The organism is Sphaerisporangium viridialbum, from assembly GCF_049674955.1.
Taxonomy (GTDB): domain Bacteria; phylum Actinomycetota; class Actinomycetes; order Streptosporangiales; family Streptosporangiaceae; genus Sphaerisporangium; species Sphaerisporangium viridialbum.
Genome location: NZ_CP187232.1, coordinates 3,115,936 through 3,139,536 on the forward strand (window position 1 = coordinate 3,115,936; position 23,601 = coordinate 3,139,536).

Genomic DNA, 23,601 nt, shown 5'->3' on the forward strand with positions numbered 1-23,601 from the left:
CACGGTGACTCCCGCACACGACCCGGACGTCGGGCGGACCAGGATCGAGCGCCATCGTCAGGTCAAGTACCGATTGATCGACCACGGTCTGCGCCGGGAGGGGTTCACCGTGAGTCCGGCCGACGACGGTCGCCGGATCGACGTGGTGGGCTTGTGTCCGGGCTGCGGCGGGCACATCTCGTTCTCCTGGGAGTACGGGCTTCCGGGGTACAAGGGAATCTTCAGCCGCCGGGGAGAGCGCGCCGAAACGGAACGCACCCCCGACAAGAGCGCCGGGAACGGTACCAGCGGGCCGGTTCTAGCCCGCACCGTCTGCTGTGACTGCGGTCATGTGCACGCCGAACGGCCCGCCGATTCGTGGGACCAGGGTTGCGGAGCGTACTGGCAGGTCCGGCTGCCATGAGAGCCGACCGGTGGAGGGACTGCCGTGCCCGCGGGCTGGCTGAGGCGCGTGCCGTGACCCCGGACAAGCACAGGCGGGTGTCGTGAGTACGGACCGGTGGAGGTGGGCGCAGCGGGCCGACCGGTTGCGGTTCGAGCAACTGGAGGTGGCGCGTAGGCAGGCCGAGAGCTGGCGTACCGGCCTTGCGGGATTGACGACCCTGCTCGGCGCCGTGTTGATCGTCAAGGGCAGGGACAACGTCTCCGACCTGGCCACCCCGTACCGCTGGGTGGTCGTGGTGCTGCTCGGCGCCGCGCTCGCCGGGCTGGTGAGCGCGACCCTGACAGCGCTGCGGGCGGCCTCGGGAGCTCCCTCCGAGGACCGGCTGCTGACGGGTGAGGACCTTCAGCAGTGGACCCGGGAGGAGGTGTCGAGGGTCCAGGCGGCCATCGGGCGAGCGCGTGCGTTCACGCTGGCGGGAGTGACCCTGGTCGCCGTGGCCGTGGGCTTCTCGTGGTTGAGTCCCGTCGCCGCCTCGGACGACCTGCTGGTCGTGGTCGAGTCGGGCTCCGGCCGGTTCTGCGGTGCCCTTGTCGACACCGACCAGGGGAGGCTGATCATCAAGACCGCAGACCCTGGTGCCCGCCACCAGTTGATCCCCTTGACGACGATCAAACGGATAAAACCCGCCAAATCCTGTAAACCATAGCTTTTTCCGGACATGAATATCTCTGCGGTCGACCCTGAGGCGCAACCGACGATCAGGTTTTGGGTAACCGCTCTATTGCGAGCGGCCTGTTATCGGAGCCTTCGCGACCCCGGTAATCCGCGATCTATCCTGACCCGGAACCCACGCAGCAGCCCCCACCGCACTGGAGATACGGACGTGCGAGAAAGCCGTCGGACGACGATCACGCCATCCCGGTGTCAGCATGAGCGCGAAGCACTCCAACCCGTCCGTACGACACTGCCCAATGCGGAGCCGTACCGCGCCTGGTGCGATTTCACGTTCACCGCCAATACCGGGCACGTCCGCGTGGACCTTCCCGACCACCAGCGGAGTGGCCTGTACGGCCCCGAGAACGGCCGGCTGCCGAAGATCCTGTCAGAACTGCTCGTGGTGCCGCCGCAGGACCAGCGCCATCGCATCACACCGGAACTCTCCCGGCCGCTCGACGGCTGGCTGCACAAGGTGGGCATCGCCAAAAGCCGCTCCCACCTCCAGGTGGGGACCTGGGAGTTCACTAGTCCGCTCGCATCCACAGGGACGCCTGATTTCGACAATGCGCCCCTATTTCCTTCCCCCTCTAGAAAGGTGCTCAAATCTGGCGTCTACTTGGCATGGCTCCACCTAACTCGGCTCTGCCCACGGGGAAGGTTGCGGTATGAGACTGTTGATGCCCAGCGGGTGACAACTCAGTACTGCGGAAGCCAAAAAAGGACTGGCCGTGCGTGGCGTCCTGTTTCTCGACCAAGCCACCATAGAAGTGGTCAGGTCCTTTTTGCGTGATTGGACCGTGCCGTATCCGCATCCGCACGAAAGCAGCCCCGGCATCACCGTCATCACCGTCATCGAGCCCACAGGCGTCGATGACGAGAACGGCAAAGGCTTCACAAGCCAATCTCTGCCACTGCACACCGACCGCGCTCATGCCAGCGTACAACCGACCATAGTGGGCTGCCTCTACACGGCACTTGCCTGCAAAGGAGGGGAGTCTCTCCTCCTGGACGGCGCCCGCGTCATCGGGAAAGCCAGAGAGAAGAAGCTGCTCACCAACCTCGACAAACGTTGTCCTGCTTGCCCCAGGACATCCATGGCTTCCCGTCATCAAGGTCTCGCGCAACTCCGAGCTCTGGCGCATCAGGTACAGAAACGATGCGCTCGCAAGGCCCCAACGCTGCGTCGGTCCGGGCGAAGCCCCTGCTGAACCTGCTATGCGAGCTGCCGGCACCGGCTGATCATGTCTTCTCCCAAGGCCAGGGCTATCTGATTCACAACCTGCGGGTCCTGCACGGCCGTCGGTCTTTCAGCGGAGATCGCAGGGCACTCAGAGTGCTGGCCACGGTTGCCGGGTCGTCGGAATATGCCTATCTGAACGACGGCTTTCACTTACGGGCAGAGCACCACACGGCCGAGGCCAGGGACTGAGGTTGCGCGAATCGAGACGCTACACCCGGGTGATTCAGTACCTCAAAGCCCTGCCCGAACAGAGGTCTCCGGAGTTTCCACAGGCCATCCGCGATGTCATCGAGCAGATCCCCGACCCGGAGGAGACGCTGCAGGGGATCCTGCAACTGCCCAGGGTTGAGCACTCGATCCGCTTTTGCGCGTTATACGGGTTACTGCTCCGCTTGCGCAGGGAGGAAAGCCACAGCGAGTACGAGCACACGGTCGTGCGTTATGCCAAGCGATTCGAGAAAGAACCATATTTCCCCACCTTCCTCGCGATAATAGAACGTAACCGGGGAGATGTGGCGAGTCTCAGAAAGGCCGTCGAATATTCACGTCGCGCGGCAGGCGACATGTCGGACGTCGCCGGGGTCGTACATCAGGTGGCCACTTTCATGGCAGAATATTTTGAGCGAAGGGCGGCGCCTCCGACGATCAATGAGGTCGAAGAAGCGGAGCCCTGCGCAGACGCGGGCATAACCTCGACCAACGGGCGGATCGCACACTATCACGAGACAAAATCACGCATTCTTACACTTCGACATGAATTCGACTCAGCGCGCATATCCCTTACTCGGGCCATAGAGTTGGAGCCTCGCCAGAGCCGCGATTACCACAGGCGGTTGATGCAGTACCAGACCACACGGATGGGCATCGACATGGTGGAGCAGCAGGCACGTTGGCATGAGATGCAAGAGAGCAACAAGCGGGAGCTGACGGAGTTCAAGAACCAGCAACTGCAGCTTCTGGGACTGCTTGCCGCCGTGGTCGCCCTCATCGCCGCCGGGGCGAACATCGCAAGTCAGAGCAAGCCCTCCGACGGCATCCTGCTCATAGAGGTGATGGCCGGGGCGGTCGTCATCGTGTTCTCGGCGTTTTCGCTGATGGCGGCCCGCTCACTGTGGCGCGTGCTGGCCTCCTTCGCAGCAGGCCTGGCCCTGATAATGATTCCGCACATCTTCGGACGGTGACACCACTCTGAAGGTTCTGGATATCACAGAGAGCCCCGGATCCCCTGCAAAGCCAACCGAGGGCAGGGCAGGTTCATCAGGCAATCTGGCTTGGGTGATCGACGGGGGGGACGGCCCTGACCGCCTCCGTAGTAACGGCATGCCAGAGTACCTTGTCGAGCGAAACCCCGGCTATTTCGAGTATCAGCTTCCCATATCGGTCAAACTTGTCATCGATTTGGCCGGGAAGGTACCGCTGCTCATGAATGAGCGCGACGAGTGGGAACTCCCCGGCGGGAAGCTTGAAGTAGGGGAGACACCGGAGGTGTGCGTCTGCCGGGAGGTCTTCGAGGAACTGAACATCACCGTGACCGTAGAGGACATCATAGACACCTGGGTCTATGAGATCACCCCTCTGCGGCACACCTTCATCGTCAGCTACGGAGCCACTTACAACGGCGACGAGGAGGTGCGCAGTTCCAACGAACACAAGAAGCTCGGGCTCTTCGACTACGCCGACGTACCGGCTCTTCATATGCCCGAGCTGTACAAGCGAACAATTCAGAGCTGGCAGAATTTCCTCGTAGAGCGGTGATTTCGGATCTGAGGATGTCGGTCCGGATCAAGCCACCGCCACCGTGATCGTCATCTTCCCTGTTGCCCACTGTGACGTGGCAGATCGATACGTCGGCCCGGCGTTCGTCACGCTCCGATTAGCCCGTTCTGAATGGTTGCGGTTCGATAACCTCTGGAACGGTATCGACTTGGGCGCGAATCCAGCGAACTGTTTAACTCCTGGTCCTTGCTCGCTACGCTTTCATCGACTGTGGTACGGGCCCATCAGCGCTTGAAGACGAGCGCAAGGCGACCGAGGGATGGAGGGCTGGATGACCACGTCAGTAGAGCCGCCGCCGACTCCCGGAGAACTACATCTCTCGCTGTGTGAGGGCGTTCTTAACACGCTCGCGCCAGCAGAACGGATACTCGCCTCCGCAGCAGTGGATAAATACCGTCGCGCTCCAGGTCGCTACCGCGAGGACCCCACCCGGCTGGCCGCCAGCGGCGGTGGTGATCTGGGCGGCGCGGGAATCGACGAGATGGCCCAGCATGTACTGCCATACGTAGCAGTCCTTTCAGGGATGGGGCTGCAGGTCGTGCTTCAGGCGGCGCAGGAGGAAGCCACCGAAGCGGCGGTCGGCCGGGTCCGTCGTTGGTGGAAGCAGCGGAAGCGCCGCCCCTTGCCTCCGGCCTTCGCCGGCCCGCTCACCGAAGTCCAGCTCGAAGAGCTGGGCCGGCTGATCGACAAATACGGCGCGCAGTGGCAACTGCCGGAACCCGAGGTGATCCGGCTTCGGGTCGCGCTACTCGAACAGTTCGTGTCCCAATTCGGTCACCCCGAAGATTGACCGACGGCAGGTTCTCCATGGATTCGGCCCCTCCTGCAGAGATCACCGGCCACCCCTGTCACCTGCCATCGGTCTGGACGCTGCCGTCACAGACGATGGGGCGCTTTCTCGTGCTCGTCGCCGCTGTACTGGGGACCGCGGCATCGACATATCAGCGAATGCTCATCAACGGCGATTCGCTGCGGGAAAGCCTGGCCTGTGTTCTGAAGTACCCGACAACCGGGCTCAGCGCCCGCGCGTACAGTGCGGCCATCGAGGCACAATCGCGATGCCGGCGACCATTCGATCAGCAGTGGAGCAGGGACATGCTCCTGGGCATCGGTCTGACTCTCGGGGCGACATTGCTTGTCTACTGGCTGCTGCCCCTCTGGGATCGGTATGTTCGCCGATTACGTCCTCTCGACCCCAATGTGCACGGTGAGATCCTGACCGAATTGGCGAGCCTCACAGCGCAGGCCGGGCTTGCCCGGCGGCCCATCTTCCTGTACAGCCTTTCCCCCAGGGTGAACGCCAACACCTTCGGCTGGTTCCCGCGCTATTTCGTGCGGATCGATGGTGGGTTGCTGACGACGTTCACCACCGACCGCCGCGCGTTCTCCGCGCTCGTACGCCACGAACTGGCGCACCTGCGTTTCCGTGACGTAGACGTCACCCGGCTGACCGTCGCGTTGAGCCTGGCCTTTCCACTCGTGGTACTGCTGCCGTACGCGGTGATGACACTTAAGGCAGAGAGCTGGCTGAGCATAGGATCGGACAGCCTTCAGGTGGCCGCTCTGTCCGTGCTGGTATTCCTATCCTCCGCGTCGGTGCTTCGAGCCCGTGAGCTGGCAGCCGACGCATGGGCGGTGCGTGGTGGTGCTGACGAGGTCGCCGATCTCAACCGCGTACTGGCCCGTCAGGAACAGAGCACCGGTCTGTGGCGGCGTCTGGGTGAGCTGTTCGGCGCACATCCCAGCGCGTCCAGACGGGTGGCGGAACTGGCGCGGCCCAGAGCACTGTTCCGTACCGGGTTCTGGGAGGCGTTCGCTGTCGGCACCGCTGCGGGCGTCGCGGCGGTGCCGATCCTCGACCTCTTCACCTCTTGGTACTACGGTCCGTTCTCCCGGAGCGCGGCGGCAGCGGTCACCACCATGTTGATCATCAGTCTGTTCACGGCCGGCGTGATAGGCCCGGCGATGTGGCGAGCCACCCTGACGTCGTTGGCTACTGGTAGGCGTCCGCCTCATGGCGTACTTCCCGGTCTCGGTCTGGGAGTGGGAATCCTGGTCGGCGAGCGGGGGGTATGGCAGGGACAAGCAGTGGCGATGGACAGCACGTATCCGGTCGTACAGGTGGTCTTCGCCGTGCTCATTGTGCTGTCCCAGATCTTGTACTGCCGCTGGGTGACCACCGGTGCCGCCGCCTGGTTGCCGACCATCCGCCGAGAGACGGCACGCGTCACCTTCTTCGCCGGGTTCCCGCTTCAGGTGGTGGTCGCCGCTGTACCGCTCGCCGTCCATCTCGAATTCAGCTACCTGGGTTACGAGTCAACGTTCCGGATTTTGACCGAACGCTATGTGCTGGTCGCCAAAGGCGCCTGGTCGGTGTTGGGCCAGCTCATCCTGCTCGTCGAGGGCATCCAGCAAACGATAACGACGACATACCCCAGCGTGATCACCGGTGTGTTCCTTGTGTGTCTGCTGTATCCCCTGGCCGCGTGGTTCCGAGCCGGCACTGAGCTGTTCGACCCGCGGAAACCACTGGCCGCTGGACTCGCCGGTGGCGTGGTGTACGTGGCCGTGGCACCGTTTCTCTGGGTGGAGTACTCGGCTAGTCTCACCGATGTCCGGATACCTAACGCGCTTTTCCCTCTCCTGGATCAGCTCCAGTTGACACTGCCGGCCGCGCTGATCCAGGCCGTTGTCGCTGCGGTGGTCGCCGCGTCGGCGCGGAGGATGCCCGCGTTACAGGGGTTGATGGCTGCCCTCGTGACAAGCGTGGTCCAGATATCGGTTTTCCTGCTTGTGGGCTCTACAGACCTTTGCTGGGAGGGATCGCAGTCAGGGCACTGCGCCGAATGGATCGGCTGGAGCGACGCCGAGCTTCTGACAGTGCCGTTCTTTACTACAGCACCGCTTCTCGCACTGGTCACGAGCATGGGGGCAAGTGGCATCACTCGCCTCGGACGCGTCTCCCCTGTCAGCGCGGATATCCGCACCTCGAGTGCGTTCACGGCCCCTCGTCCCGCCGCGCAACTCGCGGTGATCTCAGGCATAGTGATCGCGATCCTGCTGCCCAGCGGTCTGTGGATAGGATCGCAGCTAGAAGATCGCAGGACCCCCACTGTCGCGCAAGGCAACTGCCTGGTCGGCACGTGGACCCTGCAATCCGCACGTTACGAGGTGAGCACAGAACCGCCCGGTCCGAAGTCATCTGAGGTGGTGACGGTCAGAGGGCCTGTCGGAGGCTCATCCGGGAAGCAGGTCGTTTACCGTGCCGACGGTACGGCGACATCCAATTACGACTTCCGCGGGCAAGGTTTCACGGCAGACGGTAAGACGATGACCTTGTCAATTCAAGGACGCACCGACCAAAAATGGCAAGCACCATTCTCGTCTGTCGTCGCAAGCGGCGTCATGACCACGGCCTACAGGGTCGAGGTCCGCATCGGCGGGAAGCTCGCCTGGTCCGCGGCCCCCCCGGACGGACCGTCCCCCGAGGTCTCTACCGGGCAGTACACCTGCGATGAGCATCAATTAGAGATTCTCACCGCTCGGGGGGCGATAGAACAGTACACGCGGTAGAGCAGAGCGACGGGCCACGTCCTGGTGCCGGGAGGAGGGGTGTTCCAGGCGACCGGACGCCCGATCACCGTCGGCGCGTGCAGCGTCTCGATCGTGGCGGACGGCCTCATCACCAGCCATCGCATCTACTACGACCAGCTGGAGCTGGCCACCCAGCTCGGGGGCAACCTCTGCTTCGGCATGGCGAACTGCGATCTTGGCCCCGACGGCGAATGGACGAACAGGCCATCCACTACCTAAAGTCCTTTTCATGACATCTGATGATCTCCTGGTGCGAAGGGCCGAGAAGAGTGACACCGAGGAGATCTTCGGACTGGCCCGCGAGTTCGCCCTGTCGTTCCGCCCGCAGCGGGCGGCGTTCGACGCGGCCTTTCCGCTCCTGCTGGAGAACCCCGACGCCCTCGTCCTCGTCGCCGTCGTGGACGGTGACGTACGCGGGTACCTGCTCGGCTACGTGCACCTGACCCTGTTCGCGAACGGCCACGTCGCCTGGGTCGAGGAGGCGATGACCCAGCACGGCTTCCGCAGGCGCGGGCTGGGCCGGGCGCTGCTCGAGGAGTTCGAGGTGTGGGCGCGGTCCAGGGACGCCGGGTACATCGCGCTGGCGACCAGGCGCGCCCCGGAGTTCTACGAGGCGCTCAAGTACGAGTCCGCTGGAACGTACTACCGCAAGGTGCTCAAGCCGGAGCAGCCTAGCGTGACCCCGTGACCCCGTGACCCCGTGACCCCGTGACCCCGTGACCCCGTGACCCCGTGACGGCGCCCGGACGCCTCAGGACGTGAGCTGGGCGTCCAGGCGGTAGCCGTCCACGGTGACGTAGACGGCGTCGCCCGGCCGGGCGTTGAGCCGCATCAGCACCGGCTGGAGCGAGTCGAACACCGGCTGGCGGTCACGCCAGACCAGGACGACCGCGTTGTCCCCCGGCCCGGTGACCGACAGCAGCGTGCCCGGGCGCATGCCGAGCTGCGTGGCGTACCCCTCGGGCACGGGCACCGGCTCGCCGCGCAGATGCTCGCTCGTCACGTCGATCCGCTGCCAGCGGCGCGGGTCGGAGGCGGGACTGGGCAGCGGCGGCGCGTGCGTCGCGGCGCGCGGCTCCGGCACCAGGTGCGGCCGGGGAGGCCCGGACAGCGCGGTGAGCGCCGCCAGGGCCGTCTGGGCGTCGGGCAGGTTCTCCGCCACGGACGGGACCGGCAGCCCCCCGCGCATCTGGTGGCCGTTGGCCCCGGGCGTGCGGCGGGGGAGCGGGCTGAAGCCGTTCGTGGCCGGCGGCTCGGGCTGCCGGGTCATCGCCCGGGGCAGGGCGTCGATCCAGGCCCGGGCCGAGTGGGCGCGGATGCCGACCTGGGCCAGCACCTCCGCGGCGTCCTCTCCCGAGGTCTTGTCGCCCAGCAGCTGGGCCGTCCGCTCGCGCAGCCTGCCGAGGTCGCCGACGACGAGCCAGCCGTCCTGGAGGCGGCGGTCGCGCATGAGCGCGACCAGCACCCGCCACAGGGGTGTGCCGAGTGAGGGCACCTCGATGGGGTGCGCGGGGTCGGCCCCGATGAGCTGGTCCTCGGTGGCGGCGACGCCCAGCCACTCGGTGAGGCGGAACAGGTGCCCGGTCACCGCGGTGGACTCCGGAGAGCGCAGCCAGTGCAGCACGCGCTCCTCGGCCGCCCGCTGCGCCTGCGAGAGCACGTCGCGGTCGACGTGCAGCTCGTGGGCGAGCGTGCGGAGGCTGATCGGCTCCTCGGCGAACAGCCGTTCGATGGCGACGGCCCGCTCCAGCGGCGTCCACTCGCGGAACACCGCGTCCACGAGCCGCACGAGGGGGTTGTCCGAAACCGGGGGTGGCGGCGGGGTGGCGGCGGCCGGCGCTTCGCGGTACGGGGGCGCCTGCGGCACGCCGTTCCCCGGGGGAACCGCGGCGTCGGGGGTCTGTGTGGGATGCGGGCCCGTGCGGGAGGCGCCGGGCTGCGTCGGATGCGGGCCCGTGCGGGACGCGCCGGGCTGCGTGGGATGGGGGCCGGTCGGCTGCGCGGCGCGGGGGCCGGCCTGCTGCGCCGGGTGCGGCCCCGTGTGCGCCGTGGCGGGCGGGGCGATCGGCGGCAGGGCGAGCTGGGGTGGGCCCGCCACCGGGGCGAGCTGCGGCGAGATCGGCCCGGGTACCTGCGGCGCGATGGCGGGAACCCGGCCGAGCACCTCACGGAAGACGGCGGTGATGATCACTTCGGGGGACGCGGGGACCGCCGGGACCCGCAGGTCGGCGGCGGTGAGCCTGCGCAGGCGCTGCCATCCGCCCATCCCGGTGATCGCCGAGCGCGCGGGCTCGGGCCAGCCGGGAAGCCCTGGGTCCACCATGTGGACCTGGAGCGCGGGCAGCACGTCCATCAGCGCCAGGTGGTCCCAGCGGCTGACGGCCAGCCGCGAGAGCCTGTCGCAGAGCCAGTCGACACCGGTCGTGCCGAGGGCACGGCTGAGAGCGACCGAAGCCCACCAGCCGCCCGGAAGCCGGGGGTCGGCGAGCACTTCGGCGATCTGCTGAGGGTGGCTCCAGCGCAGGGCCGGGACCAGATCACTCAAGCAGATCATTGAATCGGCGTCCATCGGCTGACCGCATCCTCCCGAGTGTGACGCATGTTGCTAATGGTGCAGCTTACGCCGGAGGCTATCAATTAGCGCCATCTAGGGAGAACATAGCCGCTAGCCGATCCCGGAGCCTGTAACCGAGTGGACACCGCTCGCAGACCCCGGCCTTCCGCCCAGCCGGGTGACGGCCTCGGCGCCCGCCAGACACCCCGCTTCCAGCGCCGACTCCGGAGAGTCACCTGGTAGCAGAGCGCTGAGGAATCCCGCGGCGAAGGCGTCCCCGGCGCCCGTGGAGTCCACCGCGCGGGCGGTCACGGCGGGCGCCCGGTGGACCACCCGGCCCGCCACCGCCAGCAGCGCCCCGCCGGCCCCGAGCTTCACCGCGGCCATGCCGTACCGCGCGCTGAGCGCCGCCGCCGCGTCCGCGACGTCGGTCTCGCCGGTCAGGAGCAGGGCCTCGTCCCGGTTCGGGATGATGATCGTCGCGGCGGCCGTCTCCGCGAGGAATCTGTCCGGGCCGAAATCCCGCAGGAAGCCGGTCGAGGCAGGATCCACGCTGATCCGCACGTCCCGCGCCAGGGCGGCCCGTACGGCCAGCCGGACCAGTTCGAGGCCCGGCTCGGCGAACAGCGTGTACCCGGAGACGTGCAGGTGGCTCACGCCGTCGAGCAGGCCGTCGTCCCAGTCGCCCGGGCCGATGCGCCCGCCCGCGCCCCGGTTGGTCAGCATCGAGCGCTCACCGGTCACGTCGACCATCGCGATCACGACGGCGGTCGGGTGCGCGGGGTCCACCCGCACGTGCGGGTGGACGCCCGCCCCGCGCAGCTCGGCGATGTGCCAGGGGCCGGTGTCGTACCCGACGCGCGTCAGGATGCGCGTGTCCGCGCCCAGATGGGCGGCCCAGGAGGCGGTGTTCGCCCCCGAGCCGCCCGGTCGCACGACGATGTCGGCGGCGGTGTCGGTGCCGGTCGCGACCGGCGCGTGATGGAGCGCGACCACATCGGTGACGACGTCGCCGATGACGAGCAGACCGCCCACTCAGCTCTCCGCCGACGGCGACGAGGCCCACGAGGCGGCGATTTGCCCGGCGAGGCGGGTGTTGCCCCGCACGGCGGCCAGGTTGGCCTCCAGCGAGGCGCCGCCGGTGCCCCTGACCAGGAAGTCGAGCAGGAACGGGGTGATCGCCTGGCCGGTGATCCCCTCGGCGTCGGCGGCGGCGAGGGCCTCGGCCAGCACGCGGTCGTGGAGCCCGGGGTCGAGCTGCTCGGTCTCCGGCACCGGGTTGGCCACGATCAGCGCCGTCTCGGGGCCACCCAGGCCGTCCTGCGCCCGCATGACGGCGGCGGCCTCGGCGGGGGTCTCAAGGCGCCAGTCGACGGCCAGCCCGGAGGTGTGGAGGTAGAAGCCGGGGAACTCATCTGTGCGGTACCCGGCCACGCTCACGCTCCGCGTCTCCAGCCGCTGGAGGGTGGCGGGCACGTCCAGGATCGACTTCACGCCCGCGCAGACGACGGTGATCCGCGTCCTCGAGAGCATGTCGAGGTCGGCGGACTCGTCCTGGTCGGCCGTCCATCCGCGGTGCACTCCGCCGAGGCCGCCGGTGGCGAACACCCGGATCCCCGCGCGGGCCGCGAGGAACGCGGTGGCCGAGACGGTCGTGGCGCCGCTGGCCGACAGCGCGGCGGCGGCCGGCAGGTCGCGGAAGCCCAGCTTGCGCAGCCCGGGCTCGGTGGCGACGCGCTCCAGCATGCCCTTGTCGAGGCCCACGCGGGCCACTCCGTCGAGCACGGCGATGGTCGCGGGCACGGCTCCCGCCTCCCGGACCAGCTCTTCGAGCTCGATCGCGACCCGCAGGTTGCGGGGCTGCGGCAGGCCGTGCGAGATGATCGTCGTTTCGAGCGCGACCACGGGCGCCCCCGTGGCCAGGGCCTCGGTGACTTCCTCGGATGTCTGGATGATCGCCGCGCCGTGGCCGGTCATGTGCATGCTCGCTCTCGGTCCTCTCCGTATGTACGCTCCAGGGGGATTGTTCCCCTGATGTGCCGTCTCACCGTACTGTCCGGGTTAGGAGACTTTGTCATGCCCCGTTCGCACTACGACGCCGTCATCGCCGGTGCCGGGCACAACGGCCTGGTCGCCGCCGCCTACCTCGCGCGAGCGGGGCGCCGCGTACTGGTGCTGGAGCGACTTTCCCACGTGGGCGGCCTCGCGGTCTCCGCGCAGGCCTTCCCCGGGGTCGACGCGCGGCTCTCGCGCTACTCCTACCTGGTCAGCCTGCTGCCGGGCAAGGTGGTCTCCGATCTCGGGCTCAAGCTGGAGCTGCGGCGCAGGCGCTACGCCTCGTACACCCCGGTGGGCGGCACCGGGCTGCTCGTGGACAACGGCGACGCGGACCGGACCGCCGCCTCCTTCGCCGCCGTGACCGGCGGGCCGGGCGACCTCGCGGCCTGGCACCGGTTCTACGGGCAGACGGCGCGGGTCGCCGAGCGGGTGGCACCCACCCTGCTCGAACCCCTGCGCGACCGTACGGCGCTGCGCGAGGTGGTCGGGGACGCCGAGGCCTGGCGCGACCTGTTCGAGCGGCCGATCGGCGAGGTGGCCCGCGAGCGGTTCGGCGACGACACCGTGCGCGGCGTCGTGCTGACGGACGCCCTGATCGGCACCTTCGCCGACCCCGACAAGGACCTGCTGGCCAACCGCTGCTTCCTCTACCACGTCGTCGGCGACGGCACGGGGGACTGGAACGTGCCGGTCGGGGGCATGGGCGCGGTCAGCGGGGCGCTCGCCGAGGCGGCGCGGAGCGGCGGCGCGGAGATCCGCACCGGCATGGAGGTGCTGTCGATCGACCCGGGCGGCGAGGTCGTGTTCCGTGACGCCGAGGGCGCCGAGCACACCGTCACCGGCGATCACCTGCTGGTCAACACCCCGCCCGCCGTCATGGCGAGGCTGCTCGGCGGGGCGCAGGAGCCGCCGGAGGGCGCCCAGCTCAAGGTCAACATGGTGCTGTCGCGCCTGCCCCGCCTGAAGGACGGGTCGGTGGACCCGGTGGAGGCGTTCAGCGGCACGTTCCACATCAACGAAGGGCGCGACCAGCTCGCGCTCGCGTACGAGCAGGCGGTCGCCGGGGTGATCCCCGAGCTGCCCCCGGCGGAGGTGTACTGCCACTCGCTGACCGACTCCTCGATCCTCGGTCCTTCGCTGCGGGAGGCCGGCGCCCAGACGATGACGCTGTTCGGCCTGCACATGCCCGCCCGCCTTTTCCGGAAAAATCCGGAAAAGGCGAGGAGTGAGGCGCTGGCCGCCACCCTCGCCTCCATCAACAGCGTGCTGGCCGAGCCCATCGAGGACTGCCTCCTGCGCGCCCCCGACGGGTCGTACTGCCTGGAGGCGAAGACCCCCGTGGACCTGGAGAACGAGGCCGGGCTCCCCGGCGGCCACATCTTCCACAGGGACCTGTCCTGGCCGTTCGCCGAGGACCCCGCCGAGACCGGCAGGTGGGGTGTGGAGACCGAGCACGAGCGCATCCTGCTGTGCGGCGCGGGCGCCCGGCGCGGGGGAGGCGTGAGCGGCATCCCCGGCCACAACGCGGCCATGGCGGTCCTCGCGGGAAACCCTTAATGGGCTTCTCACAATGTCCGGCTACCGTGAGCCGGTGAGCACAACGGGAGACAGGGACGTCGCGCGGCTGCTCGTGGTCGACGACGAGCCCGCGCTACGGGAGGCGCTGCAGAGCAGCCTGGAGTTCGAGGGGTACAAGGTCGGCCTCGCCGAGGACGGCGCCGAGGCCCTCGACGCGCTCGGGCGCGAGCGGTACGACCTGGTGCTGCTCGACGTCATGATGCCGCGCGTGGACGGGCTGACCGCGTGCAGGCGCCTGCGGGCGGCGGGCGACCAGATCCCCGTGCTCATGCTCACCGCCAGGGACGCCGTCGGCGACCGCGTGTCCGGGCTGGACGCCGGGGCCGACGACTACCTGGTCAAGCCGTTCGAGCTGGACGAGCTGTTCGCCCGGGTGCGCGCCCTGCTGCGGCGCGGGGCCAGGCAGGCCCCGGCCGCCGTGTCCGACGGGGTGCTGAGCCACGCCGGCCTGCGCATGGACACGACCAGCCGCGAGGTCACCAGGGACGACCGCCCGCTGGAGCTCACGCGCACGGAGTATCTGCTGCTGGAGCTGTTCCTCGCCCATCCCAGGCAGGTGCTCACCCGCGAGCAGATCCTCAGCGACGTGTGGGGGTTCGACTTCGAGCCCTCGTCCAACTCGCTGGACGTCTACATCATGTACCTGCGCCGCAAGACCGAGGCCGGCGGCGCGCCCCGCCTGATCCACACCGTGCGCGGCGTGGGATACGTGCTGAGGACGCCTTCCTGATGCGGCGCGGGCGCCGGTCGATGAGGTCGCGGCTGACCGTGCTGGTCGCGACGGTCGTCGCCGTGGCGATCGCCGTCTGCGCGGCCGCCTGCTGGTTCCTCGTGCGCAACGAGCTGTCGCGGCAGCTCGACACATCGCTGGACCAGCCCCCGCTGGGCGGCAGGACGGTCGAGATGATCCAGCGGAACTGCTCCGAGCACCCGAGCGGCACCGAGGAGCCGGGACCGTTCCTGCGCCTCCAGCAGATCGTCCTCGCCGACGGCACCCGCTGCGCCCAGGGCTGGGACGCCGTCAAGGTGGAGCCGGCCGACCAGCGCATGGCGCGGCTGCCCGGGGCCCGGATGCTGCGGGACGGCGTCACCGACAGCGGCGACACCGTCCGCGTGCTGACCGTGAACGTCGGCCCCGGCGTGGCCGTCAGCGTCTCGCGGTCGCTGGCGGGCACCGACGCGACGCTGCGCGGCCTCGCGCTGCTGCTCGCGGGGGTCGCGGCGCTCGGCGTCCTCGGCGCGGCCACGGCGGGCCGGTTCGTCTCCCGTACGGCGCTGCGCCCCGTCACCCGCCTGACCGGCGCCGTCGAGCACATCGCGAGGACCGAGGACCTGCTCACGCGCATCCCGGTCGACGGCGAGGACGAGATCGCGCGGCTGAGCACGTCCTTCAACGCGATGACGGCCGCCCTCGCCAGCTCCCGCGAGCGCCAGCGGCAACTCATCGCCGACGCCGGGCACGAGCTGCGCACCCCGCTCACCAGCCTGCGCACCAACATCGACCTGCTGCTGCACAGCGAGAACACCGGCAGGCAGCTCGACCCGCGGGCCAGAAGGCGCCTGCTCGCGAGCGTGAAGGCCCAGATGGCCGAGCTGTCCGCCCTCGTCGGCGACCTGCTGGAGCTGTCGCGCGTGTCCGGGGGCGAGGAGCCCACGGTGGACCTGCCGTTCCACGAGGTGGTGGAGGCCGCCGTCGCCCGCGCCCGCCTGCGCGCCCACGACGTGCGCATCGACGCCGAGCTGGGCGAGTGGTTCGTCCATGGCCGTGAGGGCGCGCTGGAACGCGCCGTGGTCAACCTGCTCGACAACGCCGTGAAGTTCAGCCCCGCCGGGGGCACGGTCACCGCGCGGCTCGAAGGGGGAGAGCTGACCGTGCGCGACCACGGCCCCGGCATCCCCGAGGACGAGCTTCCGCACGTCTTCGACCGCTTCTGGCGCTCGTCCACGGCCAGGAGCATGCCCGGCTCCGGCCTCGGCCTCGCCATCGTGGCGCAGGCCGTACGGGACGCGGGGGGCGAGGTGGCCCTCTCCAACGCACCCGGGGGCGGCGCCCGCGCCAGCCTGAGGCTGCCCGGCCGGGCGCATTCTCAGACAGGGTTAATCAACGCCTAAGGGTGGTTCAATCCCGCTCCCCGACGGTGGAGCCATGAGCCAGCCGATCCCCGGTCATCGCGCATGACCTCCTCCCTCGCACCGGCGCCCGCACAGGCGTCCCTCGCCCCGGAGACCGGGACCCGCCTCGTCGAGGTGGTCGTCCCGGTGTACAACGAGCAGCGGGTGCTCGCGCAGAGCGTCCGCCGCCTCCACGACTACCTGACCCGCACCTTCCCGTACGGCTTCCGCATCACGGTCGCCGACAACGCCAGCACCGACGGCACCTGGGACATCGCCACCGGGCTCGCCCGCGACCTGCCCCATGTGGGGGCCGTCCACCTGGACAAGAAGGGCCGGGGACGGGCGCTTCGCCAGGTCTGGGCCGAGAGCGACGCCGACGTCGTCAGCTACATGGACGTCGACCTGTCCACGGACCTGACCGCGTTCCTGCCGCTGATCGCCCCGCTCCTGTCGGGCCACAGCGACCTCGCGATCGGCACCCGCCTGTCCAGGGCGGCCCGGGTCGAGCGCGGGCCCAAGCGGGAGATCATCTCCCGGGCCTACAACCTGCTGCTGCGCTCGGCCATGGGCGCCCGCTTCTCCGACGCCCAGTGCGGCTTCAAGGCGGTACGTACCGAGATCGCCCAGGCCCTGCTGCCGGCCGTCGAGGACGAGGAGTGGTTCTTCGACACCGAGCTGCTGCTGCTGGCCGAACGCCACGGCCTTCGCATCCACGAGGTCCCCGTCGACTGGGTGGACGACCCGGACAGCAGGGTCGACGTCCTCCGGACCGCGCTCGACGACCTCAGGGGGATGGCCAGGGTGGCACGCAGGACACTGTCCGGCGCGGCGCGCATCCCGGTTCCCGACCAGGTGGCCGCCGCCCGGCTGCCGTCGGGGATGGTGCGCCAGCTCCCCCGCTTCGTGGTCGTCGGGGTGGTCAGCACCCTCGCCTACCTGGCCCTGTTCTGGGTGCTTCGCGGCGTCACCCCCGCCGTGGTGGCCAACGCCGTCGCTCTGCTGGTCACCGCCGTCGCCAACACCGCCGCCAACCGGCGCTTCACCTTCGGGGTGACCGGCTCGGCCGGGGCCCTCCGGCACCAGGTGGAGGGCCTGGTCGCGTTCTTCGTCGGCCTCGCGCTGACGACCGGGACGCTGGCGCTGCTGCCCGCGAGCGCGCCGAGGTCGGTCGAGCTCGCCGGGGTCGTCGTCGCCAACGGGGCCGCCACCCTGGTCCGCTTCGTGCTGCTGCGCGCCTGGGTGTTCAGCCCGGGCCGCCGGAAGGAGGGCTCCCGATGACCGTGGACGTCGAACGGCCCCCGGCCGCCGGGGGACGGCACCGTCCCGCCGGGCGTGGCCGCCTCGCCCGGGTGGTGCTCGGCCGCCCGGAGGATCCCCGCTGGGCGCGGCCCGCGCTGCTCGGTGTGCTCGCGCTCGCGGCGGTGCTCTACACCTGGGCGCTCGGCCGCAACGGGTACGCCAACGACTACTACTCCGCCGCCATCCTGTCGGGCACCCGGAGCTGGAAGGCGTTCTTCTTCGGCGCGGTCGACGCGGGGTCGTTCATCACCGTCGACAAGCCGCCGTTCGCGCTGTGGGTGATGGGGCTGTCGGCGCGGATCTTCGGCTTCGGCACCTGGAGCATGCTGCTGCCGCAGGCCCTGGCGGGGGTCGGGTCCGTCGCCCTCGTCCACTCGGCCGTACGCCGCGCCTTCGGCGGGACGGGTGTGTCCGACGGCTCCGTGTCCGGCGGGACGGGTGTGCCCGACGGTGACGGGCGCGCGGTGGGCGAGACCCCGCGCCATGACGTACGGCCCGCGCCCGGCGGGGTGTGGGGGCACGTGGCGGGGCTGGTCGCGGCGCTGGTGATGACGCTGACGCCGATCACCGTGGCGATCAACAGGGACAACAACCCCGACACCATCCTCGTGCTGCTCCTGGTCGCGGCGGCCTGGTTCTGCGCCGAGGCGATCAGGACCGGGCGGACGCGGACCCTGGTGCTCTGCGGCCTGCTCGTCGGCATGGCCTTCACCACCAAGATGCTGCAGGCCTACCTGGTGCTCCCCGCGTTCGCCCTGGTCTACCTGTACGCCGCGCCCGGCAGGATCCTGGCACGCCTCGCCCGCCTGCTGGTCGCGGGCGCCGTCCTGGTGGCGTCCAGTGCCTGGTGGATGGTCGTCGTCGACCTGTGGCCCGCCGCCGACCGGCCGTACATCGGCGGCAGCACGGACAACACGGTGTGGGACCTGGTCATCGGCTACAACGGCCTCGGCCGGATCTTCGGCGGCGAGGGGGCGGCCGGGCGAGGCGGCGGTGGTGGCGGCTTCGGCGGGGCGTCTGGCGCGGGACGGCTGTTCAACGACGTCATGGCCGGTCAGATCTCGTGGCTGATCCCCTTCGCCGCACTCGCGCTGGTCGCCGGGCTCGTGCTCACGAGCCGTCGTTCCAGCAGGAAGCCGGCTCTCACGGGTGACCGCTCCGGCCCCGTCCTTATAGATCACCGCTCCGGTCCTGTCGTCACGGGTGATGGGTCGGGCCACGTCCGTACCGATGACCGCTCCGGTCGCGGTCTCGGGCGGTTCCTCCCGGAGCGCCGTTCCGGGCTGCGGGCGGCCCTGCTCCTCTGGGGTGGATGGCTGGTGGTCCACTACGCCGTCTTCAGCTTCTCGGCAGGGACCTTCCACCCGTACTACTCCACGGCGCTCGCCCCCGCCGTGTCCGCTCTGGCCGGGCTCGGTGGAGTGCTGATGTGGCAGGCGTACCTGCGGACGCGCGCGTGGGCCTGGGTGCTGCCGCTGGGCATCGCGGTCACCGGCGCCTGGGCGTTCGCCGTGCTCCGCCGTACTCCCGAGTGGGCCCCGTGGCTCGCGTACGCCGTCGCCGGCCTGTGCGCGGTCGCGGCGATCGGGCTGCTCGTCCTGCGGCTCGGCGGGCGGGGGAGGGCACGGCTCGCCGCCGTCGCCCTGGTCCTCGGCCTCGCGGGAGGTCTCGCGGGCCCCACCGCGTACGCGCTGACCCCGCTGTCCTCGGCCGTGAACGGCACCAACCCCACGGCTGGACCGGCGGGAAGCGGCGGGTTCGGCGGCATGGGGGGCTCTGGAGGACCTCCCGGGATGCGCGGCCGGGCTCCCGGCTCCCTGGGCAACCCGCCGGCCGGCGCCCAGCGGCCCTCCGGGACGGCCGTGCCTCCGGGCGCGCCTTCTGGTACGGGGAGGCGGGCACCAGGCGGCTTCGGCGGCGGCCGGGGCGGGGACGTCAGCGCCGCGATGATCTCCTACCTGGAGAGGAACCGGGGCGGCGCCACCTGGCTGCTCGCGGTCAGCAGCGCCCAGAGCGCCTCGTCGATCATCCTGTCCACCGGCGGCGAGCCGGTCATCGCGATGGGCGGCTTCACCGGAAGCGACGCCGCCATGACCGTGGCCAAGCTGCGGGAGTACGTCAGCAGCGGGCGGCTGAAGTACCTCATGCTCGGCGGGGGCATGGGCGGTCCCGAGCGAGGAAACGACGAGGTCACCGCGTGGGTGAAGGCCAACGGGACCCTCGTGGACCCCACCGAGTACGGGGGATCGGACACCGCCCAGTCGCTCTACAAGCTCGGCTGAACGGTGTGGCCGGGTGGAGCCGCATTGTCGCCGCGATAGGGGGTAGGAGGGCAGGTCTACAGCGAACGGAAGGATGATCAAGCGTGGACCAGCACAGTTTCATCGCCCTCCTCAACGAGGACCTGGAGAGCGAGTACCGCTCGATCGTGCAGTACGCGCAGCACACCGCCACGGTCAAGGGGCCCGAGTACCAGAGCATCATCGAGGAGCTCAAGGCCCACCTGGGCCAGGAGCTGGAGCACGCGACGACGCTGGCCGGGCAGATCGCGTTCCTCGGCGGCATCCCGTCCGTCTCGGTGCCCGAGATCCCGAGCGTGCCCGACGGCGCCGCCGCGCTCCAGCTCGACCTGGAGCTCGAAGAGGCCCAGCTCCAGCGCTACCGCGAGCGGGTCAGCCAGGCCGTGGAGCTGGGGCTCCCGGACGTCGCCGAGGCCCTGCGCCCCCTGCTCCAGCAGACCCAGGACCACGTCATGGACCTCCAGGGCGCCCTCGGCAAGTAGGGATCAACCGGCTGAAGTCCTCGCCCGGCCGCGCCGCCCACCCAGGCCGTCCTCCCCGCCGGGAACGAGAAGGGTGGGCGGAGGGCCACGGCGCCACAGGGGATAGGGAACCGGTCCGTTCGAGGTCCCTGGGAGTGGTCCGCTAGCGGTGTTCGATGGTGAGCCGGCCCACCGGTGCCACCGTGTGCATGCCGGTGCCCGTGCCGCCGCATCGCCAGATGGCCGTCCCGCGCTCCGACCCCGCGTACAGGCCCAGGCGGTGCTCGGGACAGGTGGGCCAGGCGGCCCAGATCATCTCCATGACGACCTCCTGGGTGGCGTCGGCGACGCTCACGAGCGCGTCCAGGTCGTCCGCTCCGACGCCGGGCGGGATGCCGTTGCCCTGGAAGGCGTTCCTGAACTCCACCCGGGCGTGGCCGCCGATGTCCCAGTCGGGGACGGTCAGCCGTAGCGGCCCGGAGATCCCCGTGGCGCGGACGTCGCGTTCCACCACGAGTAGCGCCTGCGCGAGCGTCGCCCACAGGCCCGGTTCGTCGTCGAAGGACGGCTGGTAGTTGATCTCCTGGAGGAGCCGGCGCCCCAGCCGGGCCACGTCCTCGGGCGTCAGCTCCGCGGTGGGGCGCTCGAGGAGTTCCCTTACGGCCGGGCTCGACCGGCCGATTTCCTCCAGCAGGCAGGCCAGCTCGATCACGTCGCCAGGCCGCGGACCCAGGCCCTCCCCGCGCCGCGCGGGATCGGCGCTCAGGTCGTCGTCGCGCAACGCCGTGTAGATCACGCCGCCCAGTTCCTTGATGGCCCGCTCCATCTCCATGGCGGCCCGCTCCATCCGCTCTTGAGATCGCACACCGCAGTGTCACCCGCCGCAGGCACCGTGGCCAACCGGATTTCCTGCCACCGGGCCGTTCCCCGGCCGACGGATCCGCCCCGCAAGAGCCGGGCATCGTCGAGTTCGGATCAGAGCCTGACCGCGGAGAGGGGCATCGTCAGGTTCGAATCAGGGCGTCGGAGTGGGCTTCGTCAGGTTCGGATCAGGGCGTCGGAGTGGGGCGTCGTCCGTCCGGGTCAGGGCGTCGGAGTGGGGCGTCGTCCGTCCGGGTCAGGGCGTCGTCCGGTCTGGATCAGGGCGTCCACCGCGGTCGCGCCCTCCGGGGTGGCGATCACCGGGTTCAGCTCCACCAGGGTGAGGTTCTTCGCGAGGGCCAGGTCGCCGGTCCGGGACGCGAGCTCTCCGAGCGCCGCCAGGTCGACCGGGGGGCGTCCGCGCGCACCGGTCAGCAGCGACGCCCCGCGCAGCCGTCCCAGGGCCTCCACCACCCTGCGGGGAGTAGCGGGAAGGGGCAGCAGGACGACGTCGTCCAGCACCTCCACCCACGTCCCGCCCAGGGCGAGGACCAGGACCGGCACGACCCCGTCCCGCCGGACCGCGACCAGCAGTTCCACCCCCTGCGCCACCATCTCCTCGACGAGCACGGCCATGCCGGGCGCGGCCCGCTCAGCGGCGACGGTGGTGCCGGGTGGGGTCTGTTCGGGGGTGATGGTGGTGCCGGGTGGGGTCTGTTCGGGGGTGATGGTGGTGCCGGGTGGGGTCTGTTCGGGGGTGATGGTGGTGCCGGGTGCGGCTGCCGGCGAGGCCAGGAGCGTGGTGACTCCCTGCCGCACCGCCTCCGCGCCACTGACTCCGAGAAGGAGCGCTCCGAGGTCGGTCTTGTGCCGCAGGTGCCTGCCGCTGAGCTTCAGCGCGACCGCCGTGCCGAGCGTGGCGGACGCCTCGACGGCCTCCTCGGGCGTGTGAACCACGAAGCCCGCCGGGACGGGGATCCCGTGCTCGCTCAGCAGCGCCTTGGCCTCATGCTCGGCGAGCCAGCCAGCCTCGTCTCTGCCGTCGGTGCCGTCAGTGTGATCACCGCCGTCAGTGACGTCAGTACGGTCGGTGCGGAGTGTGCCGTCCGTGTCGTAGGGGTCGCGGGCGCGGGGGCTCGTCCGGGCGGCGGAGGCGATCTCGCGCAACCGGTCGCCGTCGCCGATGGGGGTGAGGAGCGCTCCGGCGCACACGATGCCCTCGGACAAGCCGGAGACCGGGATGATCCCGTGGTCGGCCAAGCGCTCGGCCGTCTCCTCCGGCATGAGCTCCGGCAGCGTCGAGGCGACGATCACGCGACCTTCGAGTCTTGAGGCCGCCTCGATGACGCCCGCGAGCGCTCCGTCCCACTCCACCGCCGCGTCGTCGCTCATCCGCGCAGGCCGGTCGTAGTAGACGAGCACCGGCCCGAGCGCCTCGTCGGCCGCCGCGACCGTGATGAGGCCGGCGGTACGCCGCGTGTCCCCGAAGATCACCGCCGTGTAGTCGAGCGGGTTGCCCGGGGTCGCCGTCGGGGGCAGCACGGGGAGGAGCGCGGACCGCGTAGGCGGGGACAGCGGCGGCAGGGGCACTCCGAGGCGCGCGGCCTCGTCCGCGCCGACCGCCGCGTCACCCCCCGAGCACGTCACGATCAGCACGCCCTTCCCGTTCCGCGTGCCCTTCCCGTTTCGGTCGCCGTTCGGGCGGGTGGGGCGGGAGCCGTATGCGAGGGTCTTGGCTAGTTCGAGGAGCTCGTGCGGGTTGCGGGCCCAGGCGCCCCCGGCCTCCTCGATCAGGGCCCTCAGCACCCGCGCGTCCCCGGCCACCGCCCCGGTGTGCGCGGCGGCGGCGGAGGCGCCGAGCTCGCTCGTGCCCGCCTTGAGGACGGCCACGCCGATGCCGGCGTCCGCGCAGGTGGCCAGCGCACCGGCGAGGCGGGCGCCGTCGCCCTCGTCCTCCAGGTAGAGCGCGACCGACCGGACGCCGCCGGTCTCGGCGAGGGCGGCGAGGTAACCGGCGGCATCGACCACCGCCTGGTTGCCGCACGACACGACCGTGTGCAGCCGGAGGGCGCGGGTGCTGAGCAGGGCGTTGACGGCGACGTTCCCGCTCTGGGAGATCAGGGCGATCGGTCCGGCGCGCCGGGGCGTGTAGGCGTCGCCCCACAAAGGCGCCCGTCCCGCGACCGCGACGATCCCGTTGCCGTTCGGGCCGCACACCGGCATGTCGTACGCCGCTGCCGCCGCCGCCAGCGCGCCCTCCAGCGACCGGCCCGCGCCGCCGGGCACCTCTGCGAAGCCCGCCGCGAACACGACGGCTCCGCCGCACCCGTGCTCTCCGGCCTCGGCGACCAGCGCGGGAACGGTCGCGGCCGGGGTCGCGATGACGACGGCGTCCGGCACGACCGGCAGGTCCCTGATCCTCGGGTAGCAGCGCACGCCGTGCACCTCGCCGGCGGTCGGGTGGACCCCGAAAACGGGGCCGGGAAAGCCGGCGGCGACGAGGTTGGCCACGGCGAGGTTGCCATACGAACCGGGGCGGGTGGAGGCCCCGACGACGGCGACGGACTCGGGGGCCAGCAGGCGCGTCAGCTTCACACCATCAGAGACTGACTGGCTGGCCAGTCAAACGTCAACCCCCTGCCGCGCCGTGCGCGGCAAGCAGG

The 23,601-nt window shown here is 70.1% G+C and carries 19 protein-coding genes and 1 pseudogene; 15 read left to right on the plus strand and 5 right to left on the minus strand.

Translation table 11 applies throughout. From position 1 onward, the window contains the following. The first annotated feature begins 4 nt into the window (after window positions 1-4). The 9 genes and pseudogenes from ACOZ38_RS13725 to ACOZ38_RS13765 all read left to right on the plus strand — a co-directional run bounded on the left by ACOZ38_RS13725 (window position 5) and on the right by ACOZ38_RS13765 (window position 8,400). Window positions 5-403: a hypothetical protein gene (locus tag ACOZ38_RS13725; protein ID WP_424530873.1), complete on the plus strand. Its 399-nt coding sequence runs from the start codon at window positions 5-7 to the stop codon at window positions 401-403. 82 nt (window positions 404-485) lie between these two features. Continuing rightward, window positions 486-1,091: a hypothetical protein gene (locus tag ACOZ38_RS13730; RefSeq protein WP_424530874.1), complete on the plus strand. Its 606-nt coding sequence runs from the start codon at window positions 486-488 to the stop codon at window positions 1,089-1,091. Between the two features lie 727 nt (window positions 1,092-1,818). Further along, window positions 1,819-2,310 (plus strand): annotated as a pseudogene (locus tag ACOZ38_RS13735) (hypothetical protein); the annotation flags it as partial. Window positions 2,311-2,560: 250 nt separating this feature from the next. Further along, complete coding sequence (locus ACOZ38_RS13740) at window positions 2,561-3,523, plus strand: hypothetical protein (protein ID WP_424530876.1); 963 nt, start codon at window positions 2,561-2,563, stop codon at window positions 3,521-3,523. 139 nt (window positions 3,524-3,662) lie between these two features. After that, window positions 3,663-4,097, plus strand: coding sequence for an NUDIX domain-containing protein (locus ACOZ38_RS13745; RefSeq protein ID WP_424530878.1), 435 nt, complete (start codon window positions 3,663-3,665; stop codon window positions 4,095-4,097). A 292-nt stretch (window positions 4,098-4,389) separates the two neighbouring features. After that, window positions 4,390-4,908: a hypothetical protein gene (locus ACOZ38_RS13750; protein ID WP_424530880.1), complete on the plus strand. Its 519-nt coding sequence runs from the start codon at window positions 4,390-4,392 to the stop codon at window positions 4,906-4,908. 17 nt (window positions 4,909-4,925) lie between these two features. Next, a complete protein-coding gene (locus ACOZ38_RS13755) occupies window positions 4,926-7,691 on the plus strand; it encodes a M48 family metalloprotease (protein WP_424530882.1) in 2,766 nt (921 codons plus the stop codon). Window positions 7,692-7,730: 39 nt separating this feature from the next. Then, the gene (locus ACOZ38_RS13760) at window positions 7,731-7,931 is read left to right on the plus strand and encodes a hypothetical protein (RefSeq protein ID WP_424530884.1); all 201 of its coding nucleotides are present in this window, start codon (window positions 7,731-7,733) and stop codon (window positions 7,929-7,931) included. Between the two features lie 10 nt (window positions 7,932-7,941). After that, a complete protein-coding gene (locus ACOZ38_RS13765; RefSeq protein ID WP_424530885.1) occupies window positions 7,942-8,400 on the plus strand; it encodes a GNAT family N-acetyltransferase in 459 nt (152 codons plus the stop codon). Window positions 8,401-8,463: 63 nt separating this feature from the next. Here ACOZ38_RS13765 and ACOZ38_RS13770 read toward each other — a convergent pair whose 3' ends face one another. The 3 genes from ACOZ38_RS13770 to ACOZ38_RS13780 form a co-directional block, all read right to left on the minus strand. Beyond that, complete coding sequence (locus ACOZ38_RS13770) at window positions 8,464-10,257, minus strand: hypothetical protein (protein WP_424530887.1); 1,794 nt, start codon at window positions 10,255-10,257, stop codon at window positions 8,464-8,466. A 120-nt stretch (window positions 10,258-10,377) separates the two neighbouring features. Beyond that, a complete protein-coding gene (locus ACOZ38_RS13775) occupies window positions 10,378-11,301 on the minus strand; it encodes a carbohydrate kinase family protein (RefSeq protein WP_424530888.1) in 924 nt (307 codons plus the stop codon). Beyond that, window positions 11,302-12,249, minus strand: a complete 948-nt coding sequence (locus ACOZ38_RS13780; protein WP_424530889.1) for a pseudouridine-5'-phosphate glycosidase — start codon at window positions 12,247-12,249, stop codon at window positions 11,302-11,304. Between the two features lie 93 nt (window positions 12,250-12,342). Here ACOZ38_RS13780 and ACOZ38_RS13785 point away from each other — a divergent pair, with 93 nt between their 5' ends. The 6 genes from ACOZ38_RS13785 (at window position 12,343) to ACOZ38_RS13810 (ending at window position 20,098) form a co-directional block, all read left to right on the plus strand. After that, entirely contained in the window at window positions 12,343-13,881 is a 1,539-nt protein-coding gene (locus ACOZ38_RS13785) for a phytoene desaturase family protein (protein ID WP_424530891.1), read from the plus strand. Between the two features lie 34 nt (window positions 13,882-13,915). Next, window positions 13,916-14,632, plus strand: a complete 717-nt coding sequence (locus ACOZ38_RS13790) for a response regulator transcription factor (protein WP_424530892.1) — start codon at window positions 13,916-13,918, stop codon at window positions 14,630-14,632. Then, a complete protein-coding gene (locus tag ACOZ38_RS13795; RefSeq protein WP_424530894.1) occupies window positions 14,632-16,014 on the plus strand; it encodes a HAMP domain-containing sensor histidine kinase in 1,383 nt (460 codons plus the stop codon). The genes ACOZ38_RS13790 and ACOZ38_RS13795 overlap by 1 nt, the downstream gene beginning before the upstream one ends. Window positions 16,015-16,077: 63 nt before the next feature. Beyond that, a complete protein-coding gene (locus tag ACOZ38_RS13800; protein WP_424530896.1) occupies window positions 16,078-17,295 on the plus strand; it encodes a glycosyltransferase in 1,218 nt (405 codons plus the stop codon). After that, window positions 17,292-19,598 (plus strand): glycosyltransferase family 39 protein, encoded by a 2,307-nt coding sequence (locus ACOZ38_RS13805; RefSeq protein WP_424530899.1) that lies wholly within the window; start codon window positions 17,292-17,294, stop codon window positions 19,596-19,598. Before ACOZ38_RS13800 ends, ACOZ38_RS13805 begins: the two co-directional genes overlap by 4 nt. An 83-nt stretch (window positions 19,599-19,681) precedes the next feature. Beyond that, a complete protein-coding gene (locus ACOZ38_RS13810; RefSeq protein WP_424530901.1) occupies window positions 19,682-20,098 on the plus strand; it encodes a ferritin-like domain-containing protein in 417 nt (138 codons plus the stop codon). Between the two features lie 142 nt (window positions 20,099-20,240). Here the strand turns inward: ACOZ38_RS13810 and ACOZ38_RS13815 are convergent, their stop codons facing one another. Together ACOZ38_RS13815 and ACOZ38_RS13820 are read right to left on the minus strand one after the other, a co-directional pair. Next, entirely contained in the window at window positions 20,241-20,909 is a 669-nt protein-coding gene (locus ACOZ38_RS13815) for a hypothetical protein (RefSeq protein WP_424530902.1), read from the minus strand. A gap of 251 nt (window positions 20,910-21,160) precedes the next feature. Then, a complete protein-coding gene (locus tag ACOZ38_RS13820; RefSeq protein ID WP_424530904.1) occupies window positions 21,161-23,533 on the minus strand; it encodes an acetate--CoA ligase family protein in 2,373 nt (790 codons plus the stop codon). Window positions 23,534-23,601 lie beyond the last annotated feature (68 nt).

What these genes read in the sequence shown, in the direction of transcription:
- ACOZ38_RS13785 (WP_424530891.1), top strand. Translation starts at nt 12,343, where the DNA reads ATGCCCCGTTCGCACTACGACGCCGTCATCGCCGGTGCCGGGCACAAC.
- ACOZ38_RS13750 (WP_424530880.1), top strand. Translation starts at nt 4,390, where the DNA reads ATGACCACGTCAGTAGAGCCGCCGCCGACTCCCGGAGAACTACATCTC.
- ACOZ38_RS13815 (WP_424530902.1), bottom strand. Translation starts at nt 20,909, where the DNA reads ATGGAGATGGAGCGGGCCATCAAGGAACTGGGCGGCGTGATCTACACG.
- ACOZ38_RS13780 (WP_424530889.1), bottom strand. Translation starts at nt 12,249, where the DNA reads ATGCACATGACCGGCCACGGCGCGGCGATCATCCAGACATCCGAGGAA.
- ACOZ38_RS13800 (WP_424530896.1), top strand. Translation starts at nt 16,078, where the DNA reads ATGACCTCCTCCCTCGCACCGGCGCCCGCACAGGCGTCCCTCGCCCCG.
- ACOZ38_RS13805 (WP_424530899.1), top strand. Translation starts at nt 17,292, where the DNA reads ATGACCGTGGACGTCGAACGGCCCCCGGCCGCCGGGGGACGGCACCGT.
- ACOZ38_RS13755 (WP_424530882.1), top strand. Translation starts at nt 4,926, where the DNA reads ATGGATTCGGCCCCTCCTGCAGAGATCACCGGCCACCCCTGTCACCTG.
- ACOZ38_RS13765 (WP_424530885.1), top strand. Translation starts at nt 7,942, where the DNA reads ATGACATCTGATGATCTCCTGGTGCGAAGGGCCGAGAAGAGTGACACC.
- ACOZ38_RS13795 (WP_424530894.1), top strand. Translation starts at nt 14,632, where the DNA reads ATGCGGCGCGGGCGCCGGTCGATGAGGTCGCGGCTGACCGTGCTGGTC.
- ACOZ38_RS13745 (WP_424530878.1), top strand. Translation starts at nt 3,663, where the DNA reads ATGCCAGAGTACCTTGTCGAGCGAAACCCCGGCTATTTCGAGTATCAG.